The organism is Lacipirellula parvula (assembly GCF_009177095.1).
Taxonomy (GTDB): Bacteria; Planctomycetota; Planctomycetia; order Pirellulales; family Lacipirellulaceae; genus Lacipirellula; species Lacipirellula parvula.
Window position 1 is genome coordinate 1,286,189 of sequence record NZ_AP021861.1, and the last position, 13,961, is coordinate 1,300,149.

16 protein-coding genes are annotated in these 13,961 nt (G+C 62.8%); 5 read left to right on the plus strand and 11 right to left on the minus strand.

Translation table 11 applies throughout. The features are described 5' to 3' along the window. Positions 1 to 10: 10 nt before the first annotated feature. The 10 genes from PLANPX_RS04765 to nrfH form a co-directional block, all read right to left on the minus strand. Entirely contained in the window at positions 11 to 364 is a 354-nt protein-coding gene (locus PLANPX_RS04765; protein WP_152097624.1) for a YciI family protein, read from the minus strand. Positions 365 to 499: 135 nt separating this feature from the next. Further along, entirely contained in the window at positions 500 to 985 is a 486-nt protein-coding gene (locus PLANPX_RS04770) for an SRPBCC family protein (protein ID WP_152097625.1), read from the minus strand. Positions 986 to 1,010: 25 nt separating this feature from the next. Further along, positions 1,011 to 1,454 (minus strand): YciI family protein, encoded by a 444-nt coding sequence (locus tag PLANPX_RS04775; protein ID WP_152097626.1) that lies wholly within the window; start codon positions 1,452 to 1,454, stop codon positions 1,011 to 1,013. 157 nt (positions 1,455 to 1,611) lie between these two features. Then, positions 1,612 to 2,034 carry a YciI family protein gene (locus PLANPX_RS04780; RefSeq protein WP_152097627.1) on the minus strand — a complete coding sequence of 141 codons (423 nt, stop codon included), beginning with the start codon at positions 2,032 to 2,034 and terminating at the stop codon, positions 1,612 to 1,614. Between the two features lie 170 nt (positions 2,035 to 2,204). Continuing rightward, positions 2,205 to 2,639, minus strand: coding sequence for a VOC family protein (locus tag PLANPX_RS04785; protein WP_152097628.1), 435 nt, complete (start codon positions 2,637 to 2,639; stop codon positions 2,205 to 2,207). Positions 2,640 to 2,905: 266 nt separating this feature from the next. Further along, complete coding sequence (locus PLANPX_RS04790; protein WP_152097629.1) at positions 2,906 to 4,159, minus strand: RNA polymerase sigma factor; 1,254 nt, start codon at positions 4,157 to 4,159, stop codon at positions 2,906 to 2,908. Positions 4,160 to 4,362: 203 nt separating this feature from the next. Next, positions 4,363 to 4,854, minus strand: coding sequence for an SRPBCC family protein (locus PLANPX_RS04795; RefSeq protein WP_152097630.1), 492 nt, complete (start codon positions 4,852 to 4,854; stop codon positions 4,363 to 4,365). Then, positions 4,838 to 5,251: an ArsR/SmtB family transcription factor gene (locus tag PLANPX_RS04800; protein WP_152097631.1), complete on the minus strand. Its 414-nt coding sequence runs from the start codon at positions 5,249 to 5,251 to the stop codon at positions 4,838 to 4,840. Before PLANPX_RS04800 ends, PLANPX_RS04795 begins: the two co-directional genes overlap by 17 nt. A gap of 117 nt (positions 5,252 to 5,368) precedes the next feature. Further along, on the minus strand, positions 5,369 to 7,093 hold the full coding sequence (locus tag PLANPX_RS04805) for an ammonia-forming cytochrome c nitrite reductase subunit c552 (RefSeq protein WP_152097632.1): 1,725 nt from the start codon (positions 7,091 to 7,093) through the stop codon (positions 5,369 to 5,371). A 56-nt stretch (positions 7,094 to 7,149) separates the two neighbouring features. Next, positions 7,150 to 7,662 (minus strand): cytochrome c nitrite reductase small subunit, encoded by a 513-nt coding sequence (nrfH, locus tag PLANPX_RS04810; protein WP_152097633.1) that lies wholly within the window; start codon positions 7,660 to 7,662, stop codon positions 7,150 to 7,152. Positions 7,663 to 8,064: 402 nt separating this feature from the next. Between nrfH and rpmI the strand changes: the two genes are divergently transcribed. From rpmI to PLANPX_RS04835, 5 genes are all read left to right on the plus strand, one after another. Next, a complete protein-coding gene (rpmI, locus tag PLANPX_RS04815) occupies positions 8,065 to 8,268 on the plus strand; it encodes a 50S ribosomal protein L35 (protein WP_152097634.1) in 204 nt (67 codons plus the stop codon). Positions 8,269 to 8,382: 114 nt separating this feature from the next. Further along, positions 8,383 to 8,739: a 50S ribosomal protein L20 gene (rplT, locus tag PLANPX_RS04820; RefSeq protein ID WP_152097635.1), complete on the plus strand. Its 357-nt coding sequence runs from the start codon at positions 8,383 to 8,385 to the stop codon at positions 8,737 to 8,739. Between the two features lie 167 nt (positions 8,740 to 8,906). Continuing rightward, positions 8,907 to 10,016 carry a phenylalanine--tRNA ligase subunit alpha gene (gene pheS, locus PLANPX_RS04825; RefSeq protein ID WP_152097636.1) on the plus strand — a complete coding sequence of 370 codons (1,110 nt, stop codon included), beginning with the start codon at positions 8,907 to 8,909 and terminating at the stop codon, positions 10,014 to 10,016. An 83-nt stretch (positions 10,017 to 10,099) separates the two neighbouring features. Next, positions 10,100 to 12,109 (plus strand): phenylalanine--tRNA ligase subunit beta, encoded by a 2,010-nt coding sequence (gene pheT, locus PLANPX_RS04830; RefSeq protein WP_152097637.1) that lies wholly within the window; start codon positions 10,100 to 10,102, stop codon positions 12,107 to 12,109. Between the two features lie 247 nt (positions 12,110 to 12,356). Further along, positions 12,357 to 12,749 (plus strand): hypothetical protein, encoded by a 393-nt coding sequence (locus PLANPX_RS04835; protein WP_152097638.1) that lies wholly within the window; start codon positions 12,357 to 12,359, stop codon positions 12,747 to 12,749. Positions 12,750 to 12,916: 167 nt separating this feature from the next. Here PLANPX_RS04835 and PLANPX_RS04840 read toward each other — a convergent pair whose 3' ends face one another. Next, on the minus strand, positions 12,917 to 13,747 hold the full coding sequence (locus PLANPX_RS04840) for an FkbM family methyltransferase (protein ID WP_172991873.1): 831 nt from the start codon (positions 13,745 to 13,747) through the stop codon (positions 12,917 to 12,919). Positions 13,748 to 13,961: the final 214 nt, after the last annotated feature.

Sequence of the window (13,961 nt, forward strand, 5' to 3'; positions counted from 1 at the left end):
TCATGAACGCCTACTTCGGCAGCCCGTCGATCTCCACGATCGGCCGCACTTCCACAGTCCCCTTTCGGGCGCCCGGAATTCGCCCCGCGATCGCAATCGCTTCATCGAGATCCGACGCGTCGACGAGAAAGTAACCGCCGAGCTGCTCGCGCGTCTCGGCAAACGGCCCGTCCGTAACGAGTCGCTTCCCATCACGCACCCGCACGCTCGTCGCCGTGGTCACCGAGTGGAGCGGCGACGCAGCCAGGAACTTGCCATCCTCGGCCAGCGCTCGGCACAAAGCGGCCGACTCGCCAAAGCATTCTTTCCGCTCCGTTTCCGTCCAGGCCTCTTCGGCGCCGTAAATCAAAAGCATGTATTTCATGATGCTCGCTCCACTACTTCATTCTTGTGGTCCCCTCCCCTTGAGGGGGAGGGTTAGGGAGGGGTGACTGAATCTGGTACCGGCGTTCCACTCCCTCCCCAGCCCTCCCCCCAAAGGAGAGGGGGCCAGATATGTTTATTGTTGGGCGATCACGCCCGCCACATGCGCCGCCAGACGATCAAAATTCTGCTCATTCGCTTGCTCGATGAACTCGCGCAGCTTTTCACTCTCCGGCGACGCCTCAAGCTTCATCAGCCACGTCAGTTCCGTTTGCTCGCCCACCGCCTGGTACGTCATCGTCATCCGGTACCAGTGCATTGGCCGCAGGTGATCGAACACAATTCGCGTCGGCTTCACGAACTCGACGATCTGCGATTCGTTCGCAAAGTCGCCGCCGTTGGGGGCGTGCATCGTGATCCGCCACGCTCCGCCAGGACGGAAGTCGAACTCTTCGATCGTGTTCGTGAACCCCGCCGGCCCCCACCACTTGGCGAGTTGCTCGGGATCGCTGAACGCCTCGAACAGCTGCGTCGGCGTCGCATCGAACAACCGTACGTTGACGATGTCGATCGTCGCCCGTCCGGCGGTCCCCTCGGTCGCGTTGGCTTGGTTTGCAGTCATCGTCGCCGATCCCGATTCTCTGTTCTCACGAGTTAGTCGAACGGAAACGCCCCGCCTCGACAGCCCCCGCAGGTTTTCTCAAACTTTTTTCACCGCCATCGACTCGCCCGGTAGTTTCCCACGTCGCTGCAGGCCGAACCTCAACGCTCCCACCCCGTTGCACGACGGGGTGGCGTGCCATGAGCTGTATCGCATGATTCATATCACTCGCCTCGATCACCAACATCCCCCGCAACGTTGTCCGGCCGCCGCCGACCAGGCAACCCGGTTCGACCGCTGCCGCGCCGTGGTGTAGTCGCAGCGTCGCGGCGTTCTCCTCGCAGTCGAGCGCCTCGCACGCCACGACATGCCCCGCCTTGGCGAGCAGTTCGGCATACCCCCGGCACTCGTCGCGAAACGCCCCCCGCTCCGCAAGCGGCAGTAACTTCCACGCCGGAGCATCCATGTATCCGAGGCAAACGTATCTCATCGCCGTTCGATCGTTGTTATTGGCCTTCGCCTGTAACAGCTTTGTGGGAGGCGTCTCCGACGCCGATTTCGCTTGCCAACACGAGGCAAGTTGGCTCTATCGCTACGCTTCGGGGTCGGAGACCCCTCCCACAAACACTTGCAGCAACTACTCGCCACTACTTCTTCGCAATCTCCGCCGCCAGTCGCTCCTCTTGAGCCCGCAGCTCCGGCGTCACCGCGTCGCCAAAATCTTCCATCGTGAAGACCTGCCGAATCTCCAGTTGCGATTCATGCCCCGTCGGATTCGGGCACTTCTGCGCCCACTCGATCGCTTCCTGCAGCGACTTGCATTCCCAAATCCAAAAGCCGGCCACCAGCTCCTTAGTCTCGGCGAACGGCCCGTCGACCACCGTCCGCTTCTCGCCGGAGAACATGATGCGAGCGCCCCGCGAGCTCGGGTGCAGCCCCTCGCCCGCCCGCATAATGCCCGCGTTCACGAGCTGTTCGTTGTACGCGCCCATCTCGGTGAGCTGCGCTTCGGTCGGCATCACGCCAGCCTCGGTTTCGGCCGAGGCCTTTACGAAGACGATGAATTTCATGACTCTATCTCCACTGCTCGAAGAGAAATGCGTTTAACACAGAGAACACAGAGGCCACAGAGAAACACGAAGAAGAGATTATCGATTTGCATTCTTCTCCGTGCTCTCTGTGTCCTCTGTGTTGAAGTATTTGTTTTTATTTGCGAAGCGAGTGACGCACGAACAGAACACTAACCTTCCTGCGGCTGCACATAATTCGGATCCATCCAGAAGGGCCCCCACATGTGCCCGTCGAGGTCCTCAAACCCCCACTCGTACATGAACCCGTGATCGGTCGACGATTCCTGCGGCGTCCCCCCGGCGGCCCCGGCGGCGTTCACCAGCGCGTCGACCACCTCGCGGCTATCGACCGACAACGCAATCAGCGCGCCAACCGCCTGTTTCGCGTCGGCCGTTTTCTTCGTCGTGAAGGTCTCGAAGAACGGGATCGTGAGCAGCATCGCGTAGCTGTGTTCCCCCAGCACGACGCACGCTCCTTGTTCGTTGCTGAACTGCTTGTTGATCGAGAAGCCCAGGCTCTCAAAGAAGGCGACCGAGCGCGGAAGGTCCTGCACCGGCAGGTTGATGAACATGTTCGAAACGACTGGTTTCACAGCGGCGGTCATCGTCGTATCTCCAGAATTGGTCGGTTGTTCGGTAAGGATCAGCCCGCCGGCGGAAGGCCTGCCGCGGCGGGAAGCAAGTGGCGCCCGTTGGCTGCTGACATGAGGTAGTCGCTCGGGATGGGGCCGAATCGACAGGGCCCCGAAAACTTTTCCAGAAATTTGTGGGAGGCGTCTCCGACGCCGATTTCGCGTTGCAAACCGCCTCGCTTGGAACGTCGAATCGGCGTCGGAGACGCCTCCCACAGCGAACACCGTACCAACCGCTCTCAAGCCAACTCCCGCAGCCGCCCCTCCAAAAACCGCCGCTCCGGCTCCTGCCGAGTCAGCGCCAGCGCCTGCTCGTACGACCGGCGAGCGTCCTCGCTCCGCCCCAGTCGTCGGCAGAAATCGGCCCGCACGCTGTGGGCCAAATGGTAATCCGCCAAATCGCCCCGCGTGAGAATCGCGTCGACCAAATCGAGCCCCGCCCCCGGCCCATCCCGCATCGCCACGGCGACGGCCCGGTTCAGCTCCACCACCGGCGTCGGCACGGCCCGCAGCAGCACGTCGTAAATCGCCACAATCTGCGGCCAATCGGTCGCCGCCGCCTCGCGGGCATCGGCATGAATCGCCGAAATCGCCGCCTGCAGCGTGTACGGCCCGACTTCCTGCGACGCCAGCGCCCGCTCCACCAGCGACTGCCCTTCGGCGATCAGCGTCCGATCCCACAGCCCGCGATCTTGGGCGTCGAGCAAAATGAGCTCGCCGTTCCCATCGGCGCGGGCCGCCCGCCGCGATTCATGCAGCACCATCAGCGCGAGCAGGCCGAGCGATTCCGCTTCGGGCAACAACTCCACGAGCAGCCGGCCGAGTCGAATCGCCTCGCCGGAGAGATCGGCCCGCGTTACCGAGTCGCCCGACGACGCGGCATACCCTTCGTTGAACACCAAATAAACGACCTGCAGGACCGATTCGAGCCGATCGGGCAGATCCTCGCGCGAAGGAATTTGGTATGGAATCTTCGCATCGCGGATTTTCGATTTCGCCCGCACGATCCGCTGGGCGAGCGTCGACGGCGCCACGAGAAACGCGCTCGCAATCTCTTCGGTCGTTAGCCCGCACACTTCGCGGAGCGTGAGTGCCGTTTGCGCCTCGGGCGGCAAGGCAGGGTGGCAGCAGGTGAAAATCAGCCGCAGCCGATCGTCCTCGACCCCCGCCTCCTCGGCCAACTCCGCCGGCCCGACGGCCGTTTCATTTCGATCGGCCAGGTCTCCCAGCGACGCATCGAACCGCGCCCGCCGGCGAATCGCATCGATCGCCTTGAACCGCCCCGCCGAGACAAGCCACGCCCGCGGATTCGCCGGCACCCCCTCCGTCGGCCACTGCTTCACCGCCGAAGCAAACGCCTCGTGCAGCGCCTCCTCAGCCAAATCGAAATCGCCGAGTAACCGAATGAGCGTCGCAAACACGCGCCGCGACTCGGCGCGATAAATCGCATCGACGGCGTCACGCACGGCGGCGTCTGGTAGGACAGTGGACATGATTGACGTGTGTGCGAGTCAGTTGTCAGTGGTCCGTTGTCAGTTGCGAAATTAGCCCCCGGTTCTTCAAACCGGGGGGTGAAGGGTGCACGGTTCTTCAAACCGGGGCAATCGACGTGCCCCAGCGAATTAGCATCTGAACATGCACCAGCAATCCCCATCGCCAGCCACTGACCACTGACCACTGACAACGGACCACTGACCTATCCCAACAAAAACTCATTCAACCGCGCCAAATGCTGCACCGCGCCTTCAATCGCCCCATACTTCTCCACGACGTATGCGCGATCATCCGGCGTCTTGAACACCATTTGCATGGTTATCTTAGTCTGGCCGCCTTGCTGTACAAATGTCACGGTCGAGCGAAATTGCACCGCCCGCTCGCCCGGCACGGGATCGCCCCCGCTATGGGTGTAAACCAGCCGTTCCGGCGGGACGATTTCTTCGTACACCGTCTTGTTCGGATAGTTGGTTCCATCGGGGCCGTGCATTACGTACTTCCAAACGCCGCCCGGGCGGACGTCCATCCGCTCGATCGTCGTCGTAAACCCGTTCGGCCCCCACCACTTCACCACCTTCTCGGGGTCGGTCCACGCCGAGAACGCTAGCTCCCGCGGGGCGTCGAGCAGCCGGGTAATGACAATCTCGCGGTCGGAAGTCGACTCGTTGGCGGCAGGGTCAAAGCTGGCGGTCATCGATTGGCTCCGGGGAATCGGTAGGAGGAGCGGCGGCCGTTTCGCTCGCCGACTCCGGGGTCGCGTCCGCTTCCTTGCGCTGAATCTCCTGGAGGTAGGCGTCGAGTCGATCGAAGCTCTCCTCCCAAAACTGGCGGTACTGGTCGATCCACCCCGCCGCCTCGGCCAGCGGCTTCGCCTTCAGCCGACAGGGCCGCCATTGGGCGTCGCGCCCCCGTTCGATGAGCCCCGCCTTCTCGAGCACCTTCAAATGCTTCGAAATTGCGGGCATCGTCATCTTAAAGGGAGATGCTAGCTCGGTCACCGACGACTGCCCCTTGGCCAATCGCCCGAGAATCGCCCGGCGAGTGGGGTCGGCCAGCGCGGCAAACGTCGCGGAAAGCTTATCGGCCGTCATGGCGATTTACCTTTTGGTTAAATAACCTTTCGGTAAAATAAACTGCGGCCTGGGAGGAGTCAAGTGTTCTGAAGGCGCCAACGGGGGGCGCCTTTCGTCAGTGCGCGAATACCGCCGCTAGTTCTTCCGTGCCGGCGTTACGCCCTCAACCGGAACGACCTCGCGCGTCGACTCCGGCGCCTTCGGCGCTCTCAGACGCAGCGCCGCTGCCTCGGCTTGGCGGCTATAGTCGATCGACTCGCCCAAAATCCGCATCGCCTCCTGGTCGGCGTGGAATCCCTTCGAGTTTTCGCTGCTCACAAAGTCGAGCCGCCACGCCGCTTTCTTCTGCAACTCGAAGATTAGCCCCAGTTCCTCTTCGGTCGCCCCCGCCGCTTCGGCGTCGCGAATCGCGTCGAGCATGTCGGTGAGCGCGACGGCGGCCCGTTCTATCTGCGCGGTCGTCCGTCCCTGGATCGTGGCGACCTTGTCGCGCAGTTCCTCTTCGGGAACATTGTGGCACGTTTGGCATGCGTTGTTGGTGTTTAGCAGCGGGCTCCGCACCCAGTGGCTGCTCACCTTCATCGCTCCCTCGCGTTGATAAGGCATATGGCAGTCGGCGCAACTTACGCCACTGCGCGCGTGGATCCCTTGGCTCCACATCTCGAATTCCGGATGCTGCGCTTTGTAAACGTGCGCACCAGTCTCGCCATGGACGAAGTCGTAGAACGGCTCGCCGTCGGGGAACTTGTGCCCGTCGTACGTCTTTTCGATCTGCTCGATCTTCAGCCCGTTCTGCCAAGGAAAAAACAACGTCTCCTTCGGGCCGCAGTAGTACTCGACGTGGCACTGCCCGCAGACGAAGCTGCGTTTCTCCTGTCGCGAGGCATCGACGTTCGGATCATACGGCCGCTGGCGATTCCCTTTCCGCCACCGCTCGACGCTCGGCATGTGCGGAACTGGATCATCGCTCTCCGCGAGCGCGGCGATGCCGTTGATGAACCCAGGCCGCGTGATCCGTAACTCCATCGTCTTCGGATCGTGGCAGTCGATGCACGCCACCGGATGGGCGTCGCCGAGGTGATGCTCGTCGACCTTGCCTGCGGCCTCTTCACCAGTGCCCACGTCGTCCTCGCCATCGGACGGTTTCCCTTCCGAAGCGGGCGGGTTGGCCGGCGTATTTGGCGTATTTCCCCCGGGAAATAGCGGATTCTTCTCCCCCGGCGTACCATCGGGCGTTTTGAGAAGTTCGTTGTGCGCCGCCGAGTACTCCATCGCACTGGCAAGCTTGAACCCTTCCATCACGGCGGGCCAATTAAAATCGTTCGCCAGCGTCTCCGCGTCCGCTTCCTTCCCTTCGGCTTCAAGCCCTAGTCGGCGATACGTCGGAATGATCGACGCATGGCAATGGAGGCACGCCCCGCTCTGTGGGCGCTGCGTCACGCGATCGGTCACCTCCTGGTCGTACAGCATGTAAGCGTGGCCACGCGCTTCGCGATAGTCGATGCTGAAGGCGTAGCCGGCGTACAGTCGCTTGAGCCAAGGGTGCTCGTCGAGCTTGCTCGCCGGCATCGCGCTTGAGCCGCCGCGCTCCGTCTCTTCGTCATCGACCGTGCGGCGATAGCTGTCGAACTGCGACGGCCAATTGATACCCCAAGGGACGGGATCGGTGCTTGTTTCTTTCACATCGACCAATCGCACGAACGGCGTGCGGCCTTCCTGCTTATGCTCGAAGATCGAAATGAGCAGCGCCGCGACGCCGACCGTGGCGAGCGCGACGACCGCCGCGAGCAGCGCCAGCAGCAACGGACCGCGTGAGCGCTTGGGCTTCGTGGCAGGAGTTTTGGCGGCGGCTGAACTCATGTTGGCGAGGCTCCGACGGCGTTCGGAAAAGTGGCGGCGAGTCGTCGACTAAGCTTTCAGTCTTTGAAAGCGTGACCGACGTCGCTGTGGCAATGAATGCAATTGAGCATGTCGCCCCCCGATTCGGCGGGGAGCAGGTTGTGGACGAGATCGGCGTGGCAATGGAGGCAAGCCTCCTGCGTCACCCGGCGATTGCGCGGCTTGATCTGGATCGGCTCGTGAAAGTTTTCGAGCGTGAACGCCAGCGAATGAAAGAACCCATTGTCGGCCTTGGTGACCCACTTGCCGATCGGGTGATGGGGCAAGTGGCAGTCGTTGCAGACGGCGACGTGGCGGTGGCTCGATTGCTCCCAGGAATCAAAATGCCCCTGCATCACATGGCAGTTAACGCAGCCTTTGGGATCGTTGCTGAGGTAGCTGGCGCCCTGGCCGTATCCGAAGGTGAAGAGGCCCAGCCCCGCGAGCACCCCAACGCCGACCGCCAGGAATGCGAAAAATCGCCCCTTTATTCCCCGGCCGGCCGTGGGCGGCGCCACTTGCGGCTCAGGTTCGGCAGGTTCCTCGTTCAAGTCGCCGTTTCCCGTGTGAGAATGGGCTGTTCGGGCTCGGTTCGCGAACTCTCTCGCTGCAAGTTATTACGAGCAAGTGGTTTACGGCTTCTGTCGCTGTCTTGTCGCTGAGCCGAGTAGGTCGTGCCCCCTCTGTGGGAGGGGCTTCGATGGAGCCGTTGCCATCAACAGCCGATAACTCCACGACGGGCTACTGCCCAACGTGAGAAATTGTGCACGTTAGAGTGCAGATTTCCAGTCCACCCGCCCAATTTTCCGTGGCGCGTGCCGTCAATATTGCCAAACGAACGACCACAGGCCAGCAACTGCGAAAAAGGCGGCTTTTCACCCCGACCAATTTTGTTATGATGCGGGGCTACCACCTGTTTTGAGGCCCAATCCCCGCAAAGGGGAGATAGAGTCATGCCAAAGCAAAAGACCCACAAGGGTACCAAGAAGCGTTTCCGTCTCACCGCCACGGGCAAGGCGAAGCACCGTTCGGCAGGCACCAGCCATTTGGCCGCCCGCATGAGCAGCAAGCGCAAGCGCCAACTCCGTGGCACCGAAGTCTCGGCTACCGTCGAATCGAAGATGGTGATCAAGGCTCTCTGCGGAAACAGCTACTAACCCGGGTGATTGGTGACGCGTCACCATCCCCACTACCAACCTCGCCGGGCGTTAAACGTCTTCCACCATGGAAGAGGCCTGGGCGTGAGACTTCAGCAATAAGGGGTTCCTTTAATGAGAACCACCAAGGGCTCAGCCCGTAACAAGGCGAAGAATCGCCTCTTCAAGAAGACCAAGGGCTTTACCGGCGGACGCGGAACGCTCCTCCGCAGTGCCAAGGAAACGCTCGTCCGCGCCGAGGCGTACGCCTTCCGCGATCGCCGCGTGAAGAAGCGTGAGTTCCGCAAGCTGTGGATCATCCGCATCAACGCCGCCGCCCGCGAGCGTGGTCTCCGCTACAGCGAGTTCATCGCCGGCCTGAAGAAGGCCCAGATCGACCTCGATCGCAAGACCCTGTCGGAAATCGCGATTGCCGATCCCGCTGCGTTCGATGCGATCGTGGCCAAGGCCCGCGAAGCGCTGTCGGCCTAAACTGCACTTACTGCAGTCGGTCTTCAAGTCAGTTCAGCTGCGGTAACGGCACCAGCGCCGTCACTAGCCGGCGGGCCACGCCCGCCGGGCGGCGGTGGAGAACGTTCGCCGCTTCCTCCCGGACCGCGTGGCGGTCCGGCTAGATGGCCGTTAGGCTATCGTGTGCCATGACGACTTCTAACGTATCCGACGGTCTACGCGAGTTCTGCGCCTCGCTCGACGAGTTGAGCGCCGCCGCGCAACAAGCGTTCGCAGCAGTCGCCGATGCCGCTGCGCTCGAAGAGGCCCGCGTCGACTTCACCGGCGCCAAGGCGGGCAAGCTGAAAGCTGCGCAGCAAGGCCTCGGCAAGGTCGACAAGGCCGACAAGCCAGCCGCCGGTAAGAAGTTCAACGAGGCGAAGGCCGCCGTGGAGGCCGCGCTCGAAGCGGCTAGAGTGCGCATCCATACGGTCGACATATCGGGAGTCTCGTCTACCCTCACCGGTGCTTTAGCATCATTCGATCCCACTCAGCCCGGCCGACCGTTCCGCTTGGGCCACCTTCATCCGGTGACGCAAACGATCGCCGACATGAAGGACATCATGGGCCGCCTCGGCTTCACCGCCGTCGAGGGCCCCGAGATCGAAGACGAGTGGCACAACTTCGAAGCCCTCAACATCCCCGCGATCCACCCCGCGAGAGATCCCCTCGATAACTTCTACCTGGCGACAGCAACTGCATTAGCCCCCGGTTCTTCAAACCGGGTGCCAGGCCCCGCCGCTGGAGCAGCGCCAGAAAAACCGCTCCTCCTCCGCAGCCAAACCAGCACCGTCCAAATCCGCGTCATGGAGAGCACCCCGCCACCCGTGCGGATCATCTCCCTCGGCCGCGTCTATCGCCCCGATACGGCCGACGCCACGCACTACCCGATGTTCCACCAGATCGAAGGTCTGCTGGTCGATCGCGGCGTGACGATGGCCGACCTGAAGAGCGTCCTCCGCCTCTTCTGCCAAAGCTACTTCGGCAAAGACGAGGTGCACATCCGTTTCCGCCCGTCGTTCTTCCCGTTCACCGAGCCGAGCGTCGAAGTCGACATGAACTGGCAGGGAGGCTGGATGGAAATGGGCGGCGCCGGCATGGTCGACCCCAACGTCCTGCGAGCCGTCGGCTACGACCCCGAAGAGGTCACCGGCTTCGCCTTCGGCCTGGGCGTCGAACGCGTCTGCATGCGGCAACACGGCATCACCGACATCCGCGCGTTGTACGAAAACGACGTGCGGTTTTTATCGCAGTTCTAAATGCATGTCTCACGCAAAGGCGCAAAGGCGCTAAGTGAGCTGACTTCAAATTCCTTCGCGCCTTTGCGTGAGATCTTTTTCCCATGATCGTTTCACTCGATTGGCTAAGAGACTACGTCGCTATCACGATGCCGTCGGCTGAACTAGCCGATCGCTTCGCTCTCTCCGGCCTCAACTTCGAGAGCGCGAGCGACGAAGCGATCGACCTTGAAGTCACCAGCAATCGCCCCGATTGCCTCGGCCACATCGGCGTCGCCCGCGAAGTCGGCGTCCTCTACGACCTGCCGATCGCGATCCCCGCCGCCACGGTCGCTGCGAAGGGCCCGAAGATAGACACTCTCACCAGCGTGACGATCGAAGCCCCCGAGCTGTGCCCCCGCTACACCGCCCGCCTCATCCGCGGCGTGAAGATCGGCCCCAGCCCGGCGTGGCTCGCCGATCGCCTCCGCACGCTCGGCATCGCGGTGATCAACAACGTCGTCGACGTCACCAACTACGTGATGTTCGAGTGCGGCCAGCCGCTCCATGCGTTTGACTTTGCGAAGCTCTCCGGCGGCAAGATCATCGTCCGCGCCGCGAAGCCGGGCGAGAAGTTCCAAGCGATCAACCATCAGGAATACGAACTCGCCGCGGACACGTGCGTTATCGCCGACGCGAAGCGGCCCGTCGCCGTCGCCGGCGTGATGGGGGGCGTCGATAGCGAAGTGACCGACGCCACGGTCGACGTGCTTATCGAATCGGCCGCGTTCGCCCCGCTTTCGGTGCGCACCACCGCGCGGCGTCACCATCTCCACAGCCCGTCGTCGTACCGGTTTGAGCGCAGCGTCGACCTCGCCGGCCTCGATTGGGCGAGCCGTCGCGCCTGCGAGCTGATCCTCCAAACCGCCGGCGGCACGCTGGCCGAGGGAGTGATCGACGTCGGCCCCGCCGTGACGCCGAAAGAACGCGAAGTGGTGAAGCTCCGTTGGGCCCAACTCCCGCGCGTCCTCGGCATCGAAGTCCCTGTCGTCACGGTGCAAAAGATTCTCACCGCTCTCGGCTGCGAAGAGACGCACATTTGCGATCACTGCATCAAGGTGCTGCCGCCGAGCTGGCGGGCCGATCTCACCCGCGAGATTGACCTCATCGAAGAAGTCGCCCGTATTTACGGCTACGACCAGATCCCCGAAGACAGCAATGTGAAGATGGCCGCGTCGACCCGCACGCGGCTCGATCGCGTGCTCGACCGCGTTCGCGCGACGCTCACCGCGGCCGGTTTCGACGAAGCGATGACGCTGAGCGCCGTCGACGAAACGCTCGTCGATGCGATTCAGCCCTGGTCGGATGAGGCGCCGCTCCGTGCGTCGACTGCCGTGCTCCGCCGCGCCGATTGCCTGCGACAAACGCTCGTGCCGAGCTTGCTCACGGCTCGTCGCCACAACGAAAAGCTCTCGAACCCCACGATCGAGCTGTTCGAAATCGCCAACGTCTACCTGCCGATCGCCGGCGAAATCCCGCAGCAGAAGCGCTTGCTTGCCATCACCAGCGGCGGCGGTTTTCTGGAGTTGAAGGGCATTCTCGAAGCCCTCGTCGCCCGCATCGCACCGTCGCAAGAACTGCAGGTCGGCGAGGTCGACTACCCGTTGCTCGACGACGCCCGCCAGTGCCGCTTGCGGCTCGGCGAGCACACGCTCGGCTACCTCGGCGAACTGTCGAAGGCGGGCCGCGAGCGGTTCGAACTTCGCGGCGGCTCGACGGTCGCCGAGATCGACGTCGAAATTCTCATCGCGGCCGCGGAGCTCGCCCCCACCGCCGTGCCGCTGTCGCAGTACCCGCCGGTCAGCCGCGACGTGAACATCGTCGTCAACGAAACGATTCGCTGGTCGGAAGTCGAGCGGCTCGTCCGCACCGCGGGCGGCGATCTGATCGAGTCGGTACAATTTCAGGAAACGTACCGCGACGCCCAGCGGCTTGGCGCCGGCAAGAAGAGCCTCCTCTTCAGCCTGCAACTCCGCTCGGCCACGGCGACGCTGACCAACGAAGAGGCCGACGCCGTGCGGGCACGCATCGTTGAAATCCTCTCGCAGCAAGTCGGCGGCGAACTGCGGGCGTAACGTTGTGAGAATTGAACCACGACGACACGACGAGCACGACGGAATACAGGGCCGGGAAGATGGAACCGCCGATGAACGCGAATGAACGCAGATAGGGGAAGACAAAGTAAACTCGCTGCTCATCAACAGCTTTACCGTCTTTCCATCCGCGTTTATCTGCGTCAATCGGCGGTTCCTCATTCTTCGTCTTTCGTCGTGTCCGTTGTGCCGTCGTGGTAAATCCTTCATCGACAGCAAGGCCGTCGCCATGACCGTCCCTGAACTATTCGGCTACCTGCTGGTCGGCCTGTCGGCGATTTTCTTCGCGCTCCACTGGCATCAGTGGCGAGATTGGATTCACGCTCCTAGCAACAGTCGTCGCCGCGAGTTCGTCCGTCGGCAACTCCAACGCCGCATGGTCGCGAGCGCCCTGATCGGCGTCGTCGGCGCCGCGATCACGATGGTCAACCAGCTGCCGCCGAATCCGCTGGCGATGACGATGTACCTCCTCGCGCTGTTGCTCGCCGTTGGCGTGATCTTCGCCATCGGCCTCGCCGACATGCGGGCTGCCCGGCAGATGCAGCATGAAGAGCAAATTGAAATGCTCGCCGCTGAGTTCCGCAAAGCGACCGCGGAATTGCCTGAGCAAGGAAATTCTTAACGCACTTCTAGCCCCGGGCTCCGCCCGGGGGGCGCGTAGCATTGAAGGTTGTGGCTCCCTCCCCCTTGAGGGGAGGGCTGGGGAGGGGGTGGAACCCTGGTACCCGCGTCATCACCCCTCCCTAACCCTCCCCCTCAAGGGGAGGGGATTTCAGGGGTTCATTTTCCCTAAGCAGCCGCCGCAGCACGCTTCTTCGGCAGCGCGATCACGTCAAAGTGCCGCTCCACGCTCATCTTATTCCGCGCGAGCATCGGCCCCACCGGATCGGCCCCCGCCGCGTAGCGATGCAGTTCGTATCCAGCCGAACTCAGCAAATCGAACAGCGCTTGCCGCTCGCCATTGCTCAGCCGCTTGAATACCTCGGTCCGCACCACCGGTCGCCGCTCGCGCAGCACCGGCAGAATCGACTCGAGAATCTGCCGATCGAACCCTTCCGCGTCGACTTTCACATAGCTCAACCACGGCAAGCACTCGGCGTACTCGGTCCGCAGGATGTTCAGCAGGTTGCGGCCTTCGATCTGCAGCGGAAACTTCTTCCGCCACGGGTTCCAATTCCGCGAACCATCGGCCCCGCCGTTGCAGAACGACGCGTCGCCGTAGTGAAAGGTGAACGTGCCGTCCTCTGGCGTCGCTGCACAGCAGCGGCAGTCGATCCGCGTCCGGCCGAAGTTCAGGCCGGCGTTTTGTTCGAGGATCGCGTAGACATGTGGGTTCGGCTCGAGCGCCAGCACGCGGCCCGTCGAACCGCAGGCCAGCGCTAGCGGAATCGTCGAGTCGCCCGTGTGGGCGCCGACGTCGATCACAAAGTCGCCCGGCCGAATAAACTGTCGTAGCCCGTCAATTTCCGCCTGCTCGATCGGCTGCTCGCTAACGCATGGATGGAGCCACTGGGCGAACTCCACGACGCCGTCAGCCGGCAACTCGTACCGTCGCACCTCGGCGCCCCACTCGGCGAACGGCACATGGGGGCGACGGCGAAAAAGTCGGCGAAGAGACATGGCAGGGCCTGCAGCGAGCCGGGAAGTCGGGAAGCGGCCGCCAAGCGTAGCGATTCCCACGATTTCCCGCAGCACGAATCCGCAGCCGCGGGTCAACGACCCGCCGGAGCGTGGCGCCGAGCGATTTAGCCCCTCCCGCCCCTCGCCCGGTATAATTCCCACCATCTGCTAGCAGGGCAGGGGAGCTCTCCGTTTCAAGTTTCCCCGAATCGCC

Bases quoted from the DNA above. Each gene is read 5' to 3' on its own strand.
- PLANPX_RS04840 (WP_172991873.1), bottom strand. From the start codon at position 13,747: ATGTCTCTTCGCCGACTTTTTCGCCGTCGCCCCCATGTGCCGTTCGCC.
- PLANPX_RS04800 (WP_152097631.1), bottom strand. From the start codon at position 5,251: ATGACGGCCGATAAGCTTTCCGCGACGTTTGCCGCGCTGGCCGACCCC.
- rplT (WP_152097635.1), top strand. From the start codon at position 8,383: ATGAGAACCACCAAGGGCTCAGCCCGTAACAAGGCGAAGAATCGCCTC.
- PLANPX_RS04780 (WP_152097627.1), bottom strand. From the start codon at position 2,034: ATGAAATTCATCGTCTTCGTAAAGGCCTCGGCCGAAACCGAGGCTGGC.
- pheS (WP_152097636.1), top strand. From the start codon at position 8,907: ATGACGACTTCTAACGTATCCGACGGTCTACGCGAGTTCTGCGCCTCG.
- PLANPX_RS04765 (WP_152097624.1), bottom strand. From the start codon at position 364: ATGAAATACATGCTTTTGATTTACGGCGCCGAAGAGGCCTGGACGGAA.
- PLANPX_RS04775 (WP_152097626.1), bottom strand. From the start codon at position 1,454: ATGAGATACGTTTGCCTCGGATACATGGATGCTCCGGCGTGGAAGTTA.
- pheT (WP_152097637.1), top strand. From the start codon at position 10,100: ATGATCGTTTCACTCGATTGGCTAAGAGACTACGTCGCTATCACGATG.
- PLANPX_RS04770 (WP_152097625.1), bottom strand. From the start codon at position 985: ATGACTGCAAACCAAGCCAACGCGACCGAGGGGACCGCCGGACGGGCG.
- PLANPX_RS04785 (WP_152097628.1), bottom strand. From the start codon at position 2,639: ATGACCGCCGCTGTGAAACCAGTCGTTTCGAACATGTTCATCAACCTG.
- PLANPX_RS04805 (WP_152097632.1), bottom strand. From the start codon at position 7,093: ATGAGTTCAGCCGCCGCCAAAACTCCTGCCACGAAGCCCAAGCGCTCA.
- PLANPX_RS04790 (WP_152097629.1), bottom strand. From the start codon at position 4,159: ATGTCCACTGTCCTACCAGACGCCGCCGTGCGTGACGCCGTCGATGCG.
- rpmI (WP_152097634.1), top strand. From the start codon at position 8,065: ATGCCAAAGCAAAAGACCCACAAGGGTACCAAGAAGCGTTTCCGTCTC.
- PLANPX_RS04795 (WP_152097630.1), bottom strand. From the start codon at position 4,854: ATGACCGCCAGCTTTGACCCTGCCGCCAACGAGTCGACTTCCGACCGC.
- PLANPX_RS04835 (WP_152097638.1), top strand. From the start codon at position 12,357: ATGACCGTCCCTGAACTATTCGGCTACCTGCTGGTCGGCCTGTCGGCG.